At 58.4% G+C, this 4,700-nt stretch carries 6 protein-coding genes; 3 read left to right on the forward strand and 3 right to left on the reverse strand.

Features of this window, described 5'->3' with window-relative positions; translation table 11 throughout:
- The coding region (locus tag AQS70_RS07725) for a heavy metal translocating P-type ATPase (RefSeq protein WP_156355066.1) at window positions 1-1,139 on the forward strand (1,139 nt) is incomplete at its 5' end.
- A gap of 13 nt (window positions 1,140-1,152) precedes the next feature.
- Window positions 1,153-1,575 (forward strand): Cu(I)-responsive transcriptional regulator, encoded by a 423-nt coding sequence (gene cueR / locus AQS70_RS07730; protein ID WP_055102282.1) that lies wholly within the window; start codon window positions 1,153-1,155, stop codon window positions 1,573-1,575.
- An 11-nt stretch (window positions 1,576-1,586) separates the two neighbouring features.
- Here the strand turns inward: cueR and AQS70_RS07735 are convergent, their stop codons facing one another.
- The 3 genes from AQS70_RS07735 to AQS70_RS07745 are packed head-to-tail and all read right to left on the reverse strand — an operon-like array spanning window position 1,587 to window position 4,349.
- Window positions 1,587-2,387 (reverse strand): sulfite exporter TauE/SafE family protein, encoded by an 801-nt coding sequence (locus AQS70_RS07735; RefSeq protein WP_055102283.1) that lies wholly within the window; start codon window positions 2,385-2,387, stop codon window positions 1,587-1,589.
- A gap of 8 nt (window positions 2,388-2,395) precedes the next feature.
- Entirely contained in the window at window positions 2,396-3,961 is a 1,566-nt protein-coding gene (locus tag AQS70_RS07740) for a bifunctional protein tyrosine phosphatase family protein/NAD(P)/FAD-dependent oxidoreductase (RefSeq protein ID WP_082428061.1), read from the reverse strand.
- A 58-nt stretch (window positions 3,962-4,019) separates the two neighbouring features.
- A complete protein-coding gene (locus tag AQS70_RS07745) occupies window positions 4,020-4,349 on the reverse strand; it encodes an ArsR/SmtB family transcription factor (protein ID WP_055102284.1) in 330 nt (109 codons plus the stop codon).
- A gap of 92 nt (window positions 4,350-4,441) precedes the next feature.
- Between AQS70_RS07745 and AQS70_RS07750 the strand changes: the two genes are divergently transcribed.
- Window positions 4,442-4,700, forward strand: a 259-nt coding sequence (locus AQS70_RS07750) for an MBL fold metallo-hydrolase (RefSeq protein WP_156355068.1), incomplete at its 3' end; no start/stop codon positions are given.

A 4,700-nucleotide genomic window follows, 5' to 3' on the forward strand; every position in this document is an offset into this window, starting at 1 on the left:
TACTGGGCTGGTGGTTCTACGGTGCGCCAATAGAGACGGCGCTGATCAACGCTGTGGCCGTACTGGTGATCGCATGCCCGTGTGCCTTGGGGTTGGCAACGCCCACCGCGATCATGGCCGGGACTGGCGTGGCCGCACGTTACGGGATCTTAATCAAAGACGCTGAAGCCCTTGAGCGGGCGCATGAAGTCAGTGCCGTGGTGTTCGATAAAACCGGCACGCTGACCTCGGGTACCCCGCAAATCGCTCACCTTGCAGCGCTGGACGGCGACGAAGCTCGCTTGCTGCAAGCCGCCGGAGCGTTGCAGCGCGGCAGCGAACACCCCTTGGCCAAAGCCGTGCTGGATGCTTGTACTGCGCGCAACGTGAACGTGCCGGATGTGATCAACAGCCAATCCCTGACCGGACGTGGCATTGCAGGCACGCTGGCAGGGCGTCGTCTGGCGTTGGGCAATCGCCGTTTACTCGATGAAAGCGGCCTAACACCAGGTTCGCTGGCAGCATCCGCAACCGCATGGGAGAACGAGGGCCGCACCCTCTCGTGGCTGATCGAGCATAGCCCCGAGCTACGCGTGCTGGGCCTGTTTGCGTTTGGCGACACCCTCAAAACTGGCGCGCAATCTGCCATCCAACAACTCACCGCACGGCATATCAGCAGCCACTTACTGACTGGCGATAACCGCGGTAGTGCGCGAGTCGTGGCCCAAGCGCTGGGCATTACCGATGTGCATGCCGAAGTCTTGCCCGCCGACAAAGCCGCCAGCGTAGCTCAGCTTAAAAAAACCGGCGTAGTGGCCATGGTGGGCGACGGCATCAACGACGCTCCGGCGCTGGCCGCCGCTGACATCGGTATCGCCATGGGCGGCGGTACCGACGTCGCCATGCAGGCAGCGGGCATCACCTTAATGCGCGGCGACCCACGACTGGTGCCCGCGGCACTGGAAATCAGCCGTAAAACCTACGCCAAAATCCGTCAGAACTTATTTTGGGCGTTTGTCTACAACGTGATCGGCATTCCACTAGCCGCTTTCGGTTTCTTGAACCCAGTACTGGCAGGCGCGGCGATGGCATTTTCCAGCGTCAGCGTGGTCAGCAACGCACTGTTACTGAAATTATGGAAACCCAAAGACCTTGAGTAAGGAGGCAATTGTCATGAACATCGGCCAGGCCGCCAAACACAGCGGCCTGAGCGCCAAAATGATTCGTTACTACGAATCCATTGGCTTGCTCAAACCCGCCCACCGCAGCGACAGCGGCTATCGTTTATACGGCGACGACGACCTGCACACGCTGGCATTTATCAAGCGCTCGCGGGATCTCGGGTTTTCATTGGAAGAGGTCGGCAAATTGCTGACCTTGTGGCAAGACCGCCAGCGCGCCAGCGGTGATGTGAAAGCCTTGGCCCGTGAGCATATCGAGGCGTTGAATCAAAAGATTCTTGAACTCAGCAGCCTGCGCGACACCTTGCAAGTGCTAGTCGAAAGCTGCCAAGGCGACCATCGCCCCGACTGCCCTATCCTCAAGGATCTGGAGTCGGGCACCTGTTGCTCCACAACAGAAACCTCAAACCCCTAAACGAAATCGGGTCAAACCATCATCAACAGGACTTTGCCGATCATCAACACGCTAACCACCGCACACAGCACGGCAAAGCCTTGCTGCATGCGTTGGCCCGAGACATTAGGCGCCACCACACGCCCGACAATCATTCCCGCCAACGTAGCGCAGATAAACAACACGCCCTCTTCAGACAGACTAAAGCCTTGATACACCAGATGCCCCAAGGTCCCCAGTGACACCAGCGCCACCACCATCAAGGACGTGGCAACAATCCCGTGCATAGGGACATCACTGAACTTGCGAAAGGCCGGGACGATCAAAAAGCCTCCGCCAACCCCTAACAAGCCGGTCAAAAAACCCGCTGTTGCCCCGATTGAAGCTAAGGTAGTAGCACACCGAACATCCCATTTTAGATGCCCGGTCGATGGGTTCAGTTGGCAGTTTTTGGGGTCCATGTCCTCATCGGCTGGGCAGCCCGCCCGCGCTTTCAAAAACATGTGCACGCTCACCCACACCATCACACTCCCAAACAACGCCATCAATGCCGCGCCCGGTAACCACTTGGCCAAATGCAGCCCCAGCGGGGACACCAGCCACCCGGCTCCCGCCATCAGCGCCGCAGCCTTGTAACGCACCAAGCCTTTGCGCAGCCCGTCAGCGGCGCCCACCGCCGCCGCAACACCGACCGCCAAGAGCGCAACCGGCGTTGCGTTGATCAATGTCCAGCCCAATCCCAGCGTCAACGCCGGGATCGCCAGAATGCCACCGCCCGCACCGGTCAACCCCAACAGCAGCCCCACCAGCGCGCCCAAGATGATAGTCAACATGCTTGAACTCAGTCCGGCTTGCAGTCAGTCAACCACTCGCGCCCTTTGAGCATGCCCTGCCAGTAAAACCAAGGCAGTAACGTCGCTTTCAGGAACCACGCAGACTTACGCGGCACGGTCGGATTCATCGGGAAGGTAGGCAGTAGTTTTCCACCGTAGCCGAACTCGGCCAGAATCACTTTGCCTTTTTCGACCGTCAGCGGGCAGGAGCCATAGCCGTCATAACGCTTAGGCAATACCGCCCCTTTGCGTAAGGCAACCAAGTTGTCAGCCACCACGACAACTTGTTTGCGCACCGCCGCAGCGGTTTTGGCATTCGAGGTGCCGCACACATCGCCTGCGGCGAAAATTTCGGGGTAACGCGGATGCTGCAACGTGGCCGGGTCGACTTCAAACCAACCCGCAGAATCCGCAAGCTCGCTGCGACGGATCACATCGGGGGCTTGTTGCGGCGGAACCACGTGCAGCATGTCAAAGCGCTTTTCGACACGCGTAACCTGTCCGTCAGCACCCGTCACATCGAACCAAGCCGTCTTGTTCGGCCCATCAACCTTCACCAAATTGGACTGAAAAGCCAGTTGAGCCTTGTAGGCTTCAACGTATTTCATCAGCGGCGGGACAAAGGTAGGTACACCAAACAGCGCAGCACCCGCCAGATTGAACTCTACTGAAATGGCCTCCAGCACACCTTGCTTGCGCCAATGATCACACGACAGATACAGGGCTTTTTGCGGCGCACCGGCGCACTTGATCGGCATCCCCGGTTGGGTGAACAACGCTTTACCGCCTCGTAGCGAGCGCACCAGTTCCCACGTGTAGGGCGCCAAATCATGTCGATAGTTGGACGTCACACCGTGCTTGCCCAAAGCGTCTTCCAAACCCTCGATCTTTTCCCAAGCCAGTTGCAAACCTGGGCAAACAATCAATTGCTGATAGCCCAACTCAGAGCCGTCACTGAGCAGCACCACCTTGCGCTGCGGGGCAAAAGCGCTAAGCGAAGCCTTGATCCACTCAGCGCCTTTAGGCATTACCTCGCGGGTAGGCCGCACCGTGTCGTTGACGTCGTAGGCACCACCCGCCACCAGCGTCCAGGCAGGCTGATAGTAATGCTCTGTGCTCGGTTCAATCACCGCGATACGCAACGACGGGTCACGCTTCAATAGACTCGCCGTCACCGAAATGCCGGCCGAACCGCCGCCGACCACCACCACATCAAACGGTCTGACCGTTCGCGTGCCTTGGGTCGCGACTTCATACAACGTCGACGAACGATTACCCGTGCGGCAATACGCCAACACCGGGCGTGGCAACTCGCTCAACAAAGCCCGCAGTTGTTGTGCCTGCTCAGGCGTTGCACCAGTTGTCTGCACTGGCAAATACGCAAACTTAAGCCCCAGCGCTTGAGCGGCCTGCTGCATAGCGCCCTGCTCGGGCTGCTCGGGGCCGCCTTCATGATCGGGACGATTGCAGACCACACTGCGAAAACCCAGTGCGGCCAGCGCTTGGAGATCAGACAGCGCGAGCTGGGCAGACACCGAGTATGAGTCGTCGATTCGCTTGATGGTTGGCTCCATTGGGCACTCCAGGCACAACAACAATGAATGGAAGAAGGGAGAGGGGCGAAAGCCCGCGTTACTTCTTAAGCGCTTGTCCGCAATACAAGCCCGACAGGGTTTGCATCACCGATACCACTTCAAAACTGGCGAGCGAATAGAAAATGTATTTCCCCATTCGACGGGTATTGACCATGCCTTCATCGCGCAATACGCCGAGCTGTTGCGACAACGTGGGCTGACGAATCCCTGTGAGATCTTCAAGTTCGCCGACATTGCGTTCGCCCTGCGTCAGTTGGCAGAGCAATAACAGCCGGTCCTCATTGGCGAGGGCTTTAAGCAAGGCGCAGGCTTTGGAAGCAGAATCGCGCAACAGGCCGATCTCTTCACGGGTGAGCTGAGCAGACATGGAAGGCTCCGTGAGGTAATGGTCGACAGTCTACGTCTCGATAATATATGTTTCAATATATTGAATATCTGTTGGTTCACGCGAGGCCCCTCATGCACGCTGAAATTCAAGGGTTCTTCGACCCTAACACCTCGACCATCAGCTACGTGGTGCACGAAGCCAATGGCCTTGAGTGCGCCATCATCGACCCAGTCCTCGACTACAACGCCGCCGCCGGGCGCGTCAGTACCGACAGCGCAGACCGCATCATCCGGTTTGTCGACGCCCACGGGCTGAAAGTGCAGTGGTTGCTAGAAACCCACGCCCATGCTGACCACCCCTCTGCCACCGCCTACCTCCAGCAAACCCTGG

The sequence above is a fragment of the Pseudomonas endophytica genome (assembly GCF_001411475.1).
In the GTDB taxonomy this organism is placed as follows: Bacteria; Pseudomonadota; Gammaproteobacteria; order Pseudomonadales; family Pseudomonadaceae; genus Aquipseudomonas; species Aquipseudomonas endophytica.